Origin of the sequence: Flagellimonas aurea, from assembly GCF_017313785.1 — a bacterium.
In the GTDB taxonomy this organism is placed as follows: Bacteria; Bacteroidota; Bacteroidia; order Flavobacteriales; family Flavobacteriaceae; genus Flagellimonas; species Flagellimonas aurea.
The window spans coordinates 65959-80170 of sequence record NZ_JAFLNL010000001.1; the positions used below are offsets into that span (position 1 = coordinate 65959).

Annotated in this window: 13 protein-coding genes; 9 read left to right on the plus strand and 4 right to left on the minus strand. The window is 40.8% G+C overall.

The annotated features are described in order from the left end of the window. The 6 genes from J0656_RS00240 (at nucleotide 1) to J0656_RS00265 (ending at nucleotide 6886) form a co-directional block, all read left to right on the plus strand. Nucleotides 1-2943 (plus strand): beta strand repeat-containing protein, encoded by a 2943-nt coding sequence (locus J0656_RS00240; RefSeq protein WP_207030653.1) that lies wholly within the window; start codon nucleotides 1-3, stop codon nucleotides 2941-2943. A gap of 136 nt (nucleotides 2944-3079) precedes the next feature. Further along, the gene (locus J0656_RS20270; protein WP_207030654.1) at nucleotides 3080-4300 is read left to right on the plus strand and encodes a thrombospondin type 3 repeat-containing protein; all 1221 of its coding nucleotides are present in this window, start codon (nucleotides 3080-3082) and stop codon (nucleotides 4298-4300) included. Nucleotides 4301-4348: 48 nt separating this feature from the next. Beyond that, nucleotides 4349-4867 (plus strand): hypothetical protein, encoded by a 519-nt coding sequence (locus J0656_RS00250; protein WP_207030655.1) that lies wholly within the window; start codon nucleotides 4349-4351, stop codon nucleotides 4865-4867. Nucleotides 4868-5044: 177 nt separating this feature from the next. Continuing rightward, nucleotides 5045-5356 carry a T9SS type A sorting domain-containing protein gene (locus tag J0656_RS00255; protein WP_207030656.1) on the plus strand — a complete coding sequence of 104 codons (312 nt, stop codon included), beginning with the start codon at nucleotides 5045-5047 and terminating at the stop codon, nucleotides 5354-5356. A 147-nt stretch (nucleotides 5357-5503) separates the two neighbouring features. Beyond that, entirely contained in the window at nucleotides 5504-5827 is a 324-nt protein-coding gene (locus J0656_RS00260; RefSeq protein WP_108245916.1) for a T9SS type A sorting domain-containing protein, read from the plus strand. A 72-nt stretch (nucleotides 5828-5899) separates the two neighbouring features. Further along, nucleotides 5900-6886, plus strand: a complete 987-nt coding sequence (locus tag J0656_RS00265) for a LuxE/PaaK family acyltransferase (RefSeq protein WP_207030657.1) — start codon at nucleotides 5900-5902, stop codon at nucleotides 6884-6886. Nucleotide 6887: 1 nt separating this feature from the next. Here J0656_RS00265 and tyrS read toward each other — a convergent pair whose 3' ends face one another. Further along, complete coding sequence (gene tyrS, locus J0656_RS00270; protein WP_207030658.1) at nucleotides 6888-8183, minus strand: tyrosine--tRNA ligase; 1296 nt, start codon at nucleotides 8181-8183, stop codon at nucleotides 6888-6890. A gap of 85 nt (nucleotides 8184-8268) precedes the next feature. On the opposite strand from tyrS, the gene J0656_RS00275 reads away from it, so the two are divergent. Further along, entirely contained in the window at nucleotides 8269-9270 is a 1002-nt protein-coding gene (locus tag J0656_RS00275) for an NAD-dependent epimerase/dehydratase family protein (RefSeq protein ID WP_207030659.1), read from the plus strand. On the opposite strand, the gene J0656_RS00280 is transcribed toward J0656_RS00275, so the two are convergent. Genes J0656_RS00280 through J0656_RS00290 form a run of 3 tightly spaced genes read right to left on the minus strand, consistent with a single transcriptional unit; the run spans nucleotide 9257 to nucleotide 11777 of the window. Then, nucleotides 9257-9709 (minus strand): DUF4296 domain-containing protein, encoded by a 453-nt coding sequence (locus J0656_RS00280; protein WP_207030660.1) that lies wholly within the window; start codon nucleotides 9707-9709, stop codon nucleotides 9257-9259. The two genes, J0656_RS00275 and J0656_RS00280, sit on opposite strands and share 14 nt — an antisense overlap. A 2-nt stretch (nucleotides 9710-9711) precedes the next feature. Beyond that, nucleotides 9712-11046 carry a dihydroorotase gene (locus J0656_RS00285; protein ID WP_207030661.1) on the minus strand — a complete coding sequence of 445 codons (1335 nt, stop codon included), beginning with the start codon at nucleotides 11044-11046 and terminating at the stop codon, nucleotides 9712-9714. 2 nt (nucleotides 11047-11048) lie between these two features. Beyond that, the gene (locus J0656_RS00290; RefSeq protein ID WP_207030662.1) at nucleotides 11049-11777 is read right to left on the minus strand and encodes a polyprenol monophosphomannose synthase; all 729 of its coding nucleotides are present in this window, start codon (nucleotides 11775-11777) and stop codon (nucleotides 11049-11051) included. Nucleotides 11778-11897: 120 nt separating this feature from the next. On the opposite strand from J0656_RS00290, the gene J0656_RS00295 reads away from it, so the two are divergent. Both J0656_RS00295 and J0656_RS00300 read left to right on the plus strand, forming a co-directional pair. Beyond that, complete coding sequence (locus J0656_RS00295) at nucleotides 11898-13553, plus strand: ArnT family glycosyltransferase (RefSeq protein ID WP_207030663.1); 1656 nt, start codon at nucleotides 11898-11900, stop codon at nucleotides 13551-13553. Next, nucleotides 13553-14209, plus strand: a complete 657-nt coding sequence (locus J0656_RS00300) for a DUF4271 domain-containing protein (RefSeq protein WP_207030664.1) — start codon at nucleotides 13553-13555, stop codon at nucleotides 14207-14209. Before J0656_RS00295 ends, J0656_RS00300 begins: the two co-directional genes overlap by 1 nt. The last annotated feature ends 3 nt before the right edge of the window (nucleotides 14210-14212 follow it).

Sequence of the window (14212 nt, forward strand, 5' to 3'; positions counted from 1 at the left end):
ATGAAAACGAAAATTTTGAAACTTTCAATGTTATCGCTAGCCACAATGGCACTGGTTTTTACCAGTTGTAGTGGTGATGATAATGGCGGGGATAATCCAACCACGCCTACCTGTGATGACAATATCCAAAACGGGGATGAAACAGGTGTAGACTGTGGTGGTTCTTGCGAGCCATGTGAAAATCCAGCTACAACGCTTACAGGTTCAATATCCGAGGATATGACCCTAGACCCAGCTGAGACCTATGTTCTACAAGGTTCTTTTAGCGTGGAGTCCGGAGCTACTTTGACCATCCCTGCTGGAACAACAATTACAGCCGAGGTTGAAGATGGTACCGAAACCAAAACTTACATCGTTGTACAAAAAGGAGGTATGATTGATGTTCAAGGTACCGAGGCCAACCCTGTTATCCTTACTTCTGCAAACGAAGAGCCAGGTGATTGGGGTGGTTTAATTCTTGCTGGTAACGCAACCACTACCGAAGGCGTGGATGCCGAAGCTGAAGTAGGCGGTATCATCTATGGAGGTACTGACGATGCCGACAATTCTGGTAGTATCGATTACTTGATCATCAACTATGCCGGCGCACAGATCAGTACAGAATCTCAGTACAATGGTCTTACTCTTTACGCAGTTGGTTCAGGTACCACAATAAGCAACGTTGCTGTACTTAATGGTACCGATGATGGCGTTGAGTTTTTCGGTGGAACTGTTTCCGCCTCCAACTTCTATTTGGAAAACAACGAAGACGACGCTATTGATTGGACTGAAGGATGGAACGGTACATTGACAAACGCTTATGTAGTTCACACTTCTGGATTCTCTACTGTTGTTGAAGCAGATGGAGAGAACAAAAACCCAAGTTTGGTTAATTTGACCGCTGTTTCTTCCGTTGGAGGTACAGCCCTCCAGTTTAAAAAAGAATCTGGAGCAACCATTACAGGACTTTCTTTGAACGGATACGATACATCTGTATTGATGAGCGACGCTGGTCCATTGGCTAACGTTCAAATTGAAGGAGCAGATGCCAATCCCAACCTATCTTACGTTGGTGATGCCACAGTTGACGTAGAAATGTTTGGATGGGTAAATTCTGCACTTGTGATAGAAGAAAGCAAATTGACAGGTTCTCTAACTTCTGATTTAACTTTAGATCCAGCTGTAGACTACTTTTTGGAAGGAAGCTTTAGCGTAGAATCCGGTGCTACTTTGACTATTCCTGCTGGAACAAGAATTGTTGCCGATGTTGAGGAAGGCACTGAAACTAAAACATACATAGTAGTGCAAAAAGGCGGTATGATTGATATTCAAGGTACCGCTACCGACCCTGTTGTTATGACTTCTTCCAACGAAGAGCCAGGTGACTGGGGTGGATTGGTAATTGCTGGTGATGCAACTACTACCGAAGGTGTGGATGCCGAAGCCGAAGTAGGTGGTATCATCTACGGTGGAACAAACGATGCGGACAACTCTGGCAGCATTGAATACTTGATTATTAACTATGCCGGGGCGCAGATCAGCACTGAATCTCAGTATAACGGTCTTACCCTTTACGCTGTAGGTTCTGCTACTACAATCGATAACGTAGCTATCTTGAACGGTACCGATGATGGTGTTGAGTTCTTCGGAGGAACTGTTTCCGCTTCCAACTTCTACTTGGAAAACAACGAAGATGACGCTATCGACTGGACAGAAGGATGGAACGGTACATTAACCAATGCTTACGTATTGCACACAGCTGGTTTCTCTACTGTTGTTGAAGCAGATGGTGCCAATGGCAACCCAAGCTTGGTTAACTTGACCGCTGTTTCCACAGTTGGTGGTACAGCTCTTCAGTTCAAAAAAGAATCCGGAGCAACCATTACAGGACTTTCTCTAGATGGATATGATACATCAGTATTGATGAGCGACGCTGGTCCATTGGCCAATGTTCAAATTGAAGGCGCCGATGCCAGCCCAGCAGAAACTTATGCTGCCGTTGCCTCTGTTGACATCAATACATTTACTTGGGCTACAGGAAATGCTGAAGCACAATCTGCTACGTTGACAGGTTCTCTTAACTCTACACTTACATTGGATGCCGATGTAACTTACTACTTGAACCAATCTTTCAGTGTCGAAGATGGAGCTACTTTGAACATCCCTGCTGGAACAACTATTATTGCCGATGTTGAAAATGGTGACGAAACCAAAACATACATCGTGGTTCAAAAAGGAGGTACAATCAATGTACAGGGTACTGCTGCTAATCCTGTTGTTATGACCTCATCCAACACAACTCCTGGTGACTGGGGTGGTTTGGTAATTGCCGGTAAAGCTACTACTACCGAAGGTGTGGATGCCGAAGCTGAAGTTGGAGGTATTCTTTATGGTGGTACTGAAGATGATGACAATTCAGGTAGCATCGAATACTTGATCATTAACTATGCCGGTGCACAGATTAGCACCGAATCTCAGTATAACGGCCTTACACTTTATGCAGTAGGTTCTGGAACCACAATCGATAATGTTGCCATCAAAAATGGAACAGACGACGGTGTTGAGTTCTTTGGTGGAACCGTTTCTGCTTCCAACTTCTATTTGGAAAACAATGAGGATGATGCCATTGACTGGACAGAAGGATGGAACGGTACGTTGACCAATGCTTACGTATTGCACACTTCTGGCTTCTCCACTGTTGTTGAGGCCGATGGCGCTAACGAAAACCCAAGTTTGGTTAACTTGACCGCTGTTTCCACGGTTGGTGGTACAGCTCTTCAGTTCAAAAAAGAATCTGGAGCAACCATTACAGGACTTTCCTTAACAGGGTATGATACTTCTGTATTGATGAGCGATGCTGGTCCATTGGCCAATGTACAAATTGAAGGTGCAGATGCTGATCCTGCAGAAGTTTATGATGCAACTGCAACTGTAGATGTAACAATCTTTGATTGGGCCAACTAATCAAGATTATATATACTTATAATTTTAAAAGCCCCCGCAATTGCAGGGGCTTTTTTGTTTACTATTCATTAATAATTACTTAATCATAGAGTAGTCTTTTTCTTATATTTTTAGTTCAAAATAAAACACTAATACCATGAGAAAAATTACTTTATGTTTATGCTTAATCTTTTCTTTTTACGTTTCCTCCGCTCAGACTTATAATTATCATAGGTTCGAAACCTATGCTACAGCAGAAAAAGCATGTGTTGGGAATACTTCTGATGCCTTTGTTGTTAAAGTGAACTTAGACATTGATCATTTGTTGAACAATGGGGAATATTATGTAATTGATTTTGGCAGTAACTTTAATCTGGGGGTCAGGTATGCAAAAGTTCTTAATAGATACTCCGGAACCGGTGATGCAGATTTTTACTTGGATGGCTCAGGAATAGGGTCTTCGACAGATGTATGTAGTCTTATTTACAGATATCATAGGTTTGAAACTTTCACAACTCTTCAAAAGGCGGAAAACAGAGTATGTGGAACCTCAACAAACCATGATGGTATATGGAAAGTCAATATTCTAATCGATAGATTATTAGATCATGATGAAGTTTACCAAATAAATCTTGGTGGTAGTTTAGGAACCAGATATTGCAGGGTTTTAAACAGATATAATGGAAATGGTGACGCAGATTTTAGTCTTAATGGACAATCAATAGGCAACCCCATTAACATCAACTGTGTTGTAGATAGTGATAATGATGGAATACCAGATGGTCAAGATAATTGCCCAAATAATGCAAATGCCAATCAGGCTGATATGGACAACGATGGCATTGGCAATGTATGCGACAACCAAGATAACAGAGATTCAGATGGGGATGGCGTTCAGAATTATGAAGATAACTGCCCTAACGAATCCGGTCCAGCATCTAATGATGGATGTCCAGGAGAACCAGATCTGTCCATCAATTTAAATGGCTCCGTAATTAATAGCGATTGCTTTGGCTGTGATAATTATTTCAGCCAAATTGGAACAGATAGACACTACTTAAATAATCCCAGTGGAATTGCAAATATTGATGTACTCGTCCAAAATCTTGGCAATGCCACTTCTACTTCCACTACAGTTGGGTATTATATTTCAGCAAACAGCACTTTTGAAAGTAATTCAGATACGCGAATAAAAACATCCAACATTGGATCACTCGGTACAAACAGTGGGGATTATTCCTCTGTTACACTTTTTACATACGATTTTAATAGTGTCGGTGGTAATTTTTGGTTGCTGATTCGAGTTGACGATGATGATGACAATGATGAATCCAATGAAAATAATAATGTATTCGCTCTACGTTTTGCAATCAACTAAAAAGACTCAACAAATATAACTCTGTCACAAGAAAACAAAATCCATAACATGAAAACAAAATCCTTCATATCAAATATATTCTCAATAAGCTTAATCATATTGTTTATATCATGCTCAAACGATGACAGTTCCTTTGATGGGAACCCAGAAACACAACAAAGCCTTGTAAAGGCTGATGCAGCCCTAATCGCTCTTGGCGAAAATACCCTTAGAGATAGTTTAAGCTTGGACTTGGTTATTCCAGAAAATGACTATGGTTTATCCAATACTGAGCCATTATTACTATTCCCGTTCTATAAATCCGCTGAAGCGGAATCTAAAACTTGGCTTCCTGTTCCAAATGTGCAGATTGAAAAAAATCTAAAGACTTATTATTCCAGAAGCAATGGTTTGACCCTTGTTCTCCATGCTGAAAAATTTGATAGCTCTATGCCCTACGGAAATAATTTGAAATTCAAGGAACTCAATATCATTGCGGTAAGGCCATCCAAAATATCTGGGTTAACACGTAATGAGCTAGATGTAAGGGATTATAACCAAATGATAGACTATTTAGATTTAAAATAATAAAAATCGAGCGTTTGAATATTAAAACGGCGGGTAAGCATATCCGCCATTTTTATTTTATGGTTTCTTGTAATTGGTTGCATTTCATCGAAAAGCATCACTCTAATTCTCAAATGGTTCAATAATCACATCACTATTTTTATATATTTGTGGCATACCGTTTGCAACCATTAACGTATGAAGCACTTTTACTTCGTCTTTTTCTTTTTTATCTGTTCACTTGGGTTTTCTCAGCAAAGCGCCAGTTCAAGTGCGGATATTGACGGATTTAAGCTGTATCCCAACCCTGTTACCCAAGGCAAGGTTTATATAGAAACCAAAGAAAACGCTCCAAAGAAAATTCTGGTTTTTGATGTATTGGGCACACAAGTCCTTGAGACCACCATCTTAGGCAGAGAGCTCAACCTATCAAACCTAAGCAAAGGAGTTTATATTTTAAGGGTTTTTGAACAAAACAAAGTAGCTACTAGAAAGCTCATTGTGAAGTAGTTCACCGATTTTCACGGCTTTTCTGCCAATCGTATACCACAGCTTTCAACGCTTTACAACCCATTTTAGTACTTTCACAACATAAAATGGTGAACAATACCCTGTTTACCTACTTTTATCATGCACATAGACCCCAAATCAGCTTGCATGAAGAAAATCTACTTTGTTTTACTTATGGCTTTACCACTACTCTCATTCGGTCAAGACCTAGTTACAGTTAACAATGAGCCCGTACAGGAGCTCAAGGGTTTTAAAATGTACCCGAATCCAGCTTATGGCAATGAGGTATATATCTCTACGGAAACCAACGGCACCAAAGAAATAAGGATTTATGACGTTTTTGGTGAAGTAGTGCTAACGGAAAGAATCAGTACCAATACTTTGGACATTTCCCGACTGGTACCTGGCGTTTATGTACTCCAGGTAACTGAACAGAAAAAAACAATGACCCGAAAATTGGTCGTCAAATAAAATAAGACAGCACATCACATTTTAAGCCCTTTTCCCGAAGGGCTTTTTATTTTTGGGTACTTTTGGTCCAGAATGAAGCAGTTTGATACCCATCGGATTTTCAATATCAACAATGCGGACGATTTTGAAGAAGTCGCATTGGATATTTTCAAGTTTCAATACGAAAACAATGAGGTATACAGGGACTTTTGTATCCATTTAAGAAAGTCTCCCAAAAATGTTTCAAGCTCATTGGAAATACCATTCCTGCCTATTTCCTTCTTTAAGACACATAAGGTTACTTCAACTCAAAAAGAGCCCGAGACCATTTTTACCAGCAGCGGAACCACACAAAGCACTACAAGCAAACATTTTGTTCCTGATATAGAGCTATATGAAAAAAGCTTTCTCAAGGCATTTGAACTTTTCTACGGAATGCCCAAAGATTTCTGCATTCTAGCTCTTTTACCCTCCTATTTGGAAAGAGAAGGTTCTTCATTGATCTATATGGTAAATAGCCTGATTGAAAAATCCGGACATCCTCACAGTGGGTTTTATCTTCATAATCTCGAAGAACTCCATCAAAAATTAAAGATATTGGAAAGTAAAGGTGCCAAAACATTGCTCATCGGGGTTTCTTTTGCGCTCTTAGATCTGGTCGAACAATTTCCTTCAACCTTAACAAACACCATTGTGATGGAAACCGGCGGCATGAAGGGTAGACGCAAAGAACTGATTCGGGAGGAACTCCATCAAATCCTAGAAAAGGGATTGGGTGTTGAACATATCCACTCAGAATACGGTATGACGGAACTGTTGTCCCAAGGCTATTCGAAAGGCAACGGAATTTTTGAGACACCTCCTTGGATGAAAATCGTTACGCGCGACACCGAAGACCCGCTTTCAATCCAACCCAATGGAAAAACAGGAGGTGTAAATGTGATTGATCTGGCAAACCTATATTCCTGCTCCTTTATCGCTACACAAGATTTGGGGAAAACGCACCCAAACGGAACCTTTGAAGTTTTGGGCCGTTTTGATGATTCGGATATCAGAGGATGTAATTTGATGGTGTTGTGATCTACTCGACTACTAGCACAAAATAATTCTTCTTGCCTCGCTGCAGCAGCACAAATTTATCATTGATCAAATCTGACGACGTAATCAGATAATCCTCTTTCACCTTTTCTTTATTGACGGATATGGAATTTTGTTTTAATTCTCTTCGAGCTTCACCATTGGAACCCAAAAATCCCGTTTGGGCAGCCAGTGCGCCTATCATATCCAAACCGGGATCAAGTTCATCCTTGCTCACCGTAGCTTGAGGTACCCCTTCAAACACATCCAAAAATGTCTTCTCGTTAAGCTGTTTTAAATCATCGGAAGTTGATCTACCAAAAAGAATATCGCTTGCCTTAATGGCATTGTCCAGATCCTCTTGGGAATGCACCATTATGGTCACTTCATCGGCCAATTTACGCTGAAGTGCCCTTTGGTGGGGAGCTTCTTTATGTTCGGCCACTAAAGCTTCAATTTCCTGTTTACTTAGAAAAGTGAATATTTTAATGTACTTCTCTGCATCTTCATCCGAAGTATTCAACCAATATTGATAAAATTTATAGGGAGATGTTCTTTCTGCGTCCAACCAAACGTTTCCACCTTCGGTTTTTCCGAATTTGGTCCCATCTGCCTTGGTGATCAACGGGCAAGTAAGTGCAAAACCTTTTCCACCACCAATTCGTCGAATCAATTCCGTACCCGTGGTAATATTCCCCCATTGATCACTGCCTCCCATCTGAAGACTGCAATTATGGTTTTGGTACAGATATAGGAAATCATATCCTTGAACCAACTGATAGGTAAACTCGGTAAAGGACATACCTTCTTTCGCATCTGAAGAAAGACGCTTTTTAACGGAATCCTTGGCCATCATATAGTTTACGGTGATGTGCTTACCAACATCGCGGATAAACTCCAAGAACGAAAAATTCTTCATCCAGTCGTAGTTGTTCACCAAAACGGCCGCATTGGGCTCACCGCTCTCAAAATCCAAAAAACGGCCCATCTGGGCCTTGATGGCCTCTTGATTATGATGTAGGGTTTTCTCATCCAACAAATTGCGTTCCGCAGATTTGCCCGATGGGTCACCGATCATTCCGGTTGCACCTCCTACCAAGGCATAAGGCTTATGACCTGCCAGTTGGAAGTGCCGCAACATCATTACACTTACCAAATGCCCAATGTGCAAGGAGTCCGCTGTTGGATCTATACCCACATAAGCACCCCTCATTTCTTCCATTAGGTGTTCTTCGGCTCCTGGCATCACATCGTGCACCATTCCCCTCCATTGCAGTTCTTGAACAAAATTCTTCGTCATGATCAATTTTTTGGAATAGCTGCAAATATAAAATGAAGTTGGCATTTCCCTCAATTTTTACGTCACAAATAGGTACTTTTACTTTATGATTTTGGTTACAGGAGGCACTGGACTGATCGGTTCCCATCTACTTTTCCATTTGATCAACAGTGGGAAGACCGTCAGAAGCAACTACAGGAGCAAAGCATCCATAGAAAAGGTCCGTAAGGTTTTTGGGTATTTTACCGATGACCCATCCTCTTTAGTGGAAAAAATTGATTGGGTACAGGCCGATATCACCGAACTTGGGGATCTGGACAAGCTTTTTATTGATGTGGACTACGTGTACCATTGTGCCGCCCTGATTTCTTTCGACCCTAAAGATTATAAAATTCTGGAGCGCACCAACGTTGAAGGCACGGCGAACGTAGTCAATCTATCCTTAAAATATGGTATTAAAAAACTGTGCTACGTAAGCTCTATTGCTGCCATTGGGTCCAACCTCAAACAAACGGAAGTAACCGAGGAAAATGAATGGAACGAAGCCAAGGCCACAGTTTACGGCATTACCAAATATGAGGCAGAACTGGAAGTTTGGCGCGGCTCACAAGAGGGACTTGATATTGTTGTTGTAAACCCTGGTGTTGCAATCGGCCCAGGATTTTGGAAGTCGGGCAGTGGATCCTTTTTTACCTATGCTTCCAAAGGAAAGAAATATTACATTCCCGGTGGAACCGGATTTGTTACCGTATCGGATGTTGTAAGAGCAATGACTATGTTGATGGAATCGAACATCCGCACCGAGGGCTTTATTTTGGTCAATCAAAATATGACCTACAAAGAGCTTTTTGATAAAATTGCGCCTAACCTTGGAGTCTCCCCACCCACCAAAAAAGTTTCAAAATTTATGATCGAGTGCTTTTGGAGATGGGATTGGGCTAGAAGCAATCTTTTTGGGAAAAGAAGAAAATTGTCCAAAGCTGTAGCCAAAGGATTGTTCCATAAAGAAGAGTACAGCAGCGAAAAAATAAAATCGGAATTAGACTTTGAATTCGAAGACTTGGATAAGGCAATCGAATTTTGCTGTGATAGGTTTATCGAGAAGTAATAGTATCTGACTTTTTTACACCTTCCTTTTGCTCCCTAATGGCCTTTAAGGAATCATTTCGTTGAATACTTGCCTCACGGACACTGTCGTTCAGCCTCTTTCCAATAGCCTCCAAGGTATCCTTTTGCTGCTTCAGTCTAGCTTCTACATCTTTGTATATGGTTTGGTATTCCAAAGGAATAGACGCATAATAAAGGTCGCTCTCCGCAAATTGGGTGCTATCTATATCATATTTGGTATATAGGAACTCCATGATATCGATACCTGAATCCTCAAATTTTCTCAAGGCGCCAGATTTTGAAGCATTTAAAATCGCAAGATCATGTAAAATCTCGGTCATTTTCTCCTTGGGAATAAGGTTTTCCGGCTCATCCACTACCTTTTCGGCACAGGACACCAAAATGATGAAACCCAAAATGTATGTAACGATATATTTCATCCCTAACGATTAAACGTAAGCCTCCTTGCTTTCTTTTCTGCACTAAAATTGCCATTCTCATAGGCCAAAAGACCATTCACAAAGGTGCGCTTTACCTCCGAATCAAAAGTAACACCTTCAAAGGGAGACCAACCACATTTATAGAAAAGATTGGCTTTTTTAACCTCATTTTTGGAACTCTGGTTAACCTGAACCAAATCTGCGTAATAGCCTTCGCGTATAAACCCACGTCGGTCAATATCAAACAACTTTGCGGGGTTATGGCACATTTTTTCGACGATTTTCTCCAAACTGATGATTCCTTCCTTTTCCTTTTGGAGCATAGCCAGCAAAGCGTGCTGTACCAATGGCCCCCCAGATGGCGCACTGGTGTATGGATTATCCTTTTCTTCGAGCGTATGTGGTGCATGGTCGGTGGCAATCACATCAAAACGGTCGTCCAACAGCGCTTCCCAAAGTTTCTGCCTATCGGTTGCCGTCTTTACAGCAGGGTTCCATTTAATATGGGTGCCTTTTTTTGCATAATCCTCATCGGAAAACCAAAGATGGTGAATACATACCTCAGCGGTAATCTTCTTCTCCTCCAAGGGGATCTTGTTCGTAAACAAATCGGTTTCAATTCCTGTGGATACATGGAATACGTGCAATCTGGCACCAGTTTTTTTGGCAAGGGCAATTGCATTTGATGAGGATAGGTAACAAGCCTCCGCACTTCGTATGACAGGGTGCATTTCTATCGGGATATTGTCTCCATACATCTCCTTGTACTTGGCCAAATTGGTCCTTATGGTACCTTCGTCCTCACAGTGAGCTGAAATCACCATTTCGGTATTACTGAAAATTTTTTCCAGTACTTCCTCATTGTCCACCAGCATATTTCCGGTAGAAGAACCCAAAAACAGTTTTACCCCGGAACATGCATTTTTGTCGAGTCGTTTTAACTCTTCCAAATTATCGTTGGTACCTCCAAAAAGGAACGAATAATTGGCCGATGAATCCTTAGCGGCAATGGCAAATTTCTCTTCCAGTTTTTCAATGGTAGTGGTCTGTGGAATTGTATTGGGCTGTTCCATAAAAGTGGTAATGCCCCCAGCAATGGCCGCCCTGCTTTCAGTAGCAATGGTTCCCTTATGTGTTAGTCCCGGTTCCCTAAAATGTACTTGATCGTCTATAATGCCGGGCAACAATACATCTCCTTCCAGATCTATCACCTTGGCATTGGCATCAGAAATATCCGAATCGATTCTAACAATAAAGTCCCCATCCAATAGCACATCGGATTCAAAAATGCTGTTCTCGTTCACGATTTTGGCATTCTTCAGCAGTATTCTTGACATAACTAAAAGCTCTTTTTAAAAAATATACTCCTAAACTTCATGGCTATCACACCAAAAATTGCCTCCCGAATAATGGCGGAGTTCATTTTTGATTTTCCGTTTACCCGATCAGTAAAAATAATCGAGACTTCCTCTATCTTGAATTTTCTGAGATAGGCCCTGTACTTCATTTCTATTTGAAAAGCGTAGCCAATAAAGCGTACATTATTCAAATTAATGGTTTCCAGCACATTTCTTTTGTAACAGACAAATCCGGCAGTAGGGTCATGTACCTTCATTCCGGTAATCAATTTTACATAAAAAGATGCCCCGTAAGAAAGTAATATTCTTGCCAAAGGCCAGTTGACCACATTTACCCCCTTTTTGTATCTGGAACCTACGGCAACATCGGCGCCATTTAAGCAGGCCCTGTGCAAACGGGACAAATCTGCTGGCCGATGCGAAAAATCCGCATCCATTTCAAAAATATACTCGTACCCTCTTTCCAGAGCCCATTTAAAACCATGAATATAAGCCGTACCCAGACCCGATTTCTCTTTGCGAACCTCTAAAAAAAGACGATCAGGGTATTCGGTCTGTAAGGTTCGTACACAATCTGCCGTACCATCGGGTGAGTTATCGTCGACAACAAGAACATGAAAATCCTTTTTTAGGTCGAAGACCGTCTTTGTTATGGCCTCGATGTTCTCGATTTCGTTGAATGTGGGTATAATGACCAAGCCGTCTGCCATTCGCACTGGATTAGAATGTTCAAAAATACGGTTTTCTAAATTGTACTCGCAAGAGATATAGGATGCTTAAACAGGACTTCCCCAATATTTGTAACTTTGCCCCTTTAAAATCACATTTTGATGTCTCAAAAGTTTCCCAGACTTTTTTTTGTTCTCTTGGCCGTTCTATTTGCACTCAACCTGCTGCAATCGTCGGTAACAGAACTCATTTATGATGAAGCCTACTACTGGTACTATGCGCAAAATATGGCCTGGGGGTATTTTGACCATCCGCCCATGGTCGCGTTTTTGATAAAGCTTAGCAGTTTTCTTTTTGATGGAGAACTCGGGGTGCGATTTATGAGCTGCATACTTTCTGCTGGAACCTATATACTATTGTGGTTGATGGTGGAAAATCCAAAGAAAAAGGATTATGTAACCCATTTTTTCCTTTTGGTATTCTCATTTACTTTGATGAATGCCTATGGTTTTTTGACGCTTCCCGATACGGCATTATTATTTTTCACTGCCCTGTTCCTTTGGCTGTACAAACGTTTTTTGAAGCATGAGGGTATCATGACCACAATAGGTCTAGGGTTGATAATGGCCGCATTGATGTACAGTAAGTACCATGCGGTATTGGTAATTCTTTTTGTGTTCTTATCCAACTACAAGCTCATTTTCAACAAAAAAGCGTGGTTCGCCGTAATTTTGGCCCTTATTTGCTACGCCCCCCATTTTATATGGCTCTATCAGAACGATTTTGTTTCCATCACCTTCCATTTATCCGAACGCCCGAACCAAGCATATAAGTTTGATGAATTTACCTTGGGCTTTTTCTTGAACATTGTAGTTATCATTGGCCTGCTTTTCTATTGGGTCTATGGCGCCCTTTTTAAATTCAAGGCAACGGACAAATTCTCGAAGGCACTGGTTTATCTGGTTTATGGAGTATTGATTTTCTTTTTCATTTCCAGCTTCAACCGGAGGGTGCAGGCACAATGGACCATTGCCATCTCAATTCCTTTGGCATTAATTGCTTTCGACCATCTTTTAAACAACGCCAAAAGCAGAAAGTGGATGTACCGGATTGGTATTGTAAGTTTGCTTCTTTTGATGTACGCAAGAGCCTGGATGGTGAACTACCGATTATTCCCGATGTACTTTGAAACTCATGGAAACAAGGAGTGGGTGAACGAGCTTAAGACAAAATCCGGTGGGATCCCAGTTGTGTTTGAAAACTCTTACCGCCGTTCCTCCATGTATGAGTTTTATTCGGATGTACCTGCTATTTCGCTCAACAATTTTATGTACCGCAAAAACCAATATTCCATTGATGGCTCTGAGGAGCGAGTGCGCGGAAAAAAGGTCTTGTATGTTTCCCAGTATAGAAAAAGTGGCGACATTAGTTACATGCATCTGGACAGTACAGTTTTTCACGGAATATATATTGATGATTTTCAGTCCTACCGAAAATTGCAATGCATTGTGGAAAAGCCGGAGACCGGCATCAAACACTCGCTCAAGGTGTATAACCCATACCCTTTTGATGTGCCTTTGGAACAATTGGAATACACTATTTCTTACTCCAACGAGCACAAGCAGGTTAAGCAGATGCTTCCCCTAAAGGTTGAGAACACCTTGCCCCAACAATCTTTGTTGAAATCCAAAGACACCATCAACTACTCCTTTGAGCTACCCTTATCCACTATGGAAAGACCTGCATATTTTAGGATCGGGATCGCAGAAAACGGTCTTCTTCCCGGACTCAATGGAAAACCTGTTAAAATCGAATAATGGAACCCATTGAAAAAACAATAGTTTCATTGGATTGGATGACCATAACCTTGTTTACAAGCTTGGTTGTTTTCGCACTTGGCAAATACCTATTTCATAAAAAGTTTTTAAACTTCATCATTTTGCCTTTTAATGATAAATACATCCTGCTCCATAACAAAAAAGGACAGTTTTCGCATTGGTTCCATTTGCTGTTGACCTTGTTTCAGCTTGTCAACCTATCCTTTTTTATTTTTCTGATTCTTCATACTTTCGACTTGGTCCCCCAGGATAACACCATGACCAACTATTTGATCATTCTAGGGTTTTTGGCCCTTTTTGAACTGGTCAAGTTCTTGATACAGATGTTTACAGGATTCGTTTTCAACAACTTAAGCTTGGTTTCTAGTTTTGTATTCAGTAAAATCTCTTACCTCAATTATAGTAGCATTATAATCTGCATTGCCAATATTTTATTGATTTACATCGCAAACGACTCAAAAACAATAATATACACGGCATTGACCCTGATTTTTCTTATAAATGGCATTGGCTTGACCAAGCTATTAAAGAACCATCAAAAAACACTCCTCCCGTATTTTCTGTATTTTATTTTGTACCTTTGCGCACTCGAAATTGCGCCCTTGGTGTTAATTGGAAGCTATTTAAAAGGTTGATAA

Excerpts from the sequence above, each read along its gene's own strand:
- J0656_RS00280 (WP_207030660.1), bottom strand. The coding sequence starts at position 9,709 with ATGAAATATATCGTTACATACATTTTGGGTTTCATCATTTTGGTGTCC.
- J0656_RS00260 (WP_108245916.1), top strand. The coding sequence starts at position 5,504 with ATGAAGAAAATCTACTTTGTTTTACTTATGGCTTTACCACTACTCTCA.
- J0656_RS00295 (WP_207030663.1), top strand. The coding sequence starts at position 11,898 with ATGTCTCAAAAGTTTCCCAGACTTTTTTTTGTTCTCTTGGCCGTTCTA.
- J0656_RS00250 (WP_207030655.1), top strand. The coding sequence starts at position 4,349 with ATGAAAACAAAATCCTTCATATCAAATATATTCTCAATAAGCTTAATC.
- J0656_RS00300 (WP_207030664.1), top strand. The coding sequence starts at position 13,553 with ATGGAACCCATTGAAAAAACAATAGTTTCATTGGATTGGATGACCATA.
- J0656_RS00255 (WP_207030656.1), top strand. The coding sequence starts at position 5,045 with ATGAAGCACTTTTACTTCGTCTTTTTCTTTTTTATCTGTTCACTTGGG.
- J0656_RS00285 (WP_207030661.1), bottom strand. The coding sequence starts at position 11,046 with ATGTCAAGAATACTGCTGAAGAATGCCAAAATCGTGAACGAGAACAGC.
- J0656_RS00265 (WP_207030657.1), top strand. The coding sequence starts at position 5,900 with ATGAAGCAGTTTGATACCCATCGGATTTTCAATATCAACAATGCGGAC.
- J0656_RS00240 (WP_207030653.1), top strand. The coding sequence starts at position 1 with ATGAAAACGAAAATTTTGAAACTTTCAATGTTATCGCTAGCCACAATG.
- tyrS (WP_207030658.1), bottom strand. The coding sequence starts at position 8,183 with ATGACGAAGAATTTTGTTCAAGAACTGCAATGGAGGGGAATGGTGCAC.
- J0656_RS00290 (WP_207030662.1), bottom strand. The coding sequence starts at position 11,777 with ATGGCAGACGGCTTGGTCATTATACCCACATTCAACGAAATCGAGAAC.
- J0656_RS20270 (WP_207030654.1), top strand. The coding sequence starts at position 3,080 with ATGAGAAAAATTACTTTATGTTTATGCTTAATCTTTTCTTTTTACGTT.
- J0656_RS00275 (WP_207030659.1), top strand. The coding sequence starts at position 8,269 with ATGATTTTGGTTACAGGAGGCACTGGACTGATCGGTTCCCATCTACTT.